At 48.2% G+C, this 222-nt stretch carries 1 tRNA gene and 1 rRNA gene; both read right to left on the bottom strand.

Annotation, left to right across the window (positions count from 1 at the left end):
- Positions 1-59: transfer RNA gene (locus tag M6G53_RS25460), tRNA-Ile, on the bottom strand.
- A gap of 82 nt (positions 60-141) precedes the next feature.
- Positions 142-222, bottom strand: a 16S ribosomal RNA gene (locus M6G53_RS25455); the annotation flags it as partial.

Here is a 222-nt window from a genome sequence, read left to right as displayed (position 1 = left end):
GAGTGGACTTGAACCACCGACCTCACCCTTATCAGGGGTGCGCTCTAACCACCTGAGCTACAAGCCTATAAAGGTATTTCTGCTCGTTACTTTCTATCAGACAATCTGTGTGAGCACGCCACTCGAATCAATATCTTTAGGTAAGGAGGTGATCCAACCGCAGGTTCCCCTACGGTTACCTTGTTACGACTTCACCCCAGTCATGAATCACAAAGTGGTAAG

It is taken from the genome of Serratia nevei, assembly GCF_024160145.1.
In the GTDB taxonomy this organism is placed as follows: Bacteria; Pseudomonadota; Gammaproteobacteria; order Enterobacterales; family Enterobacteriaceae; genus Serratia; species Serratia nevei_A.
Note: the sequence above shows the minus strand (reverse complement) of the source record. Positions and strands in the feature narration are given on the sequence as shown.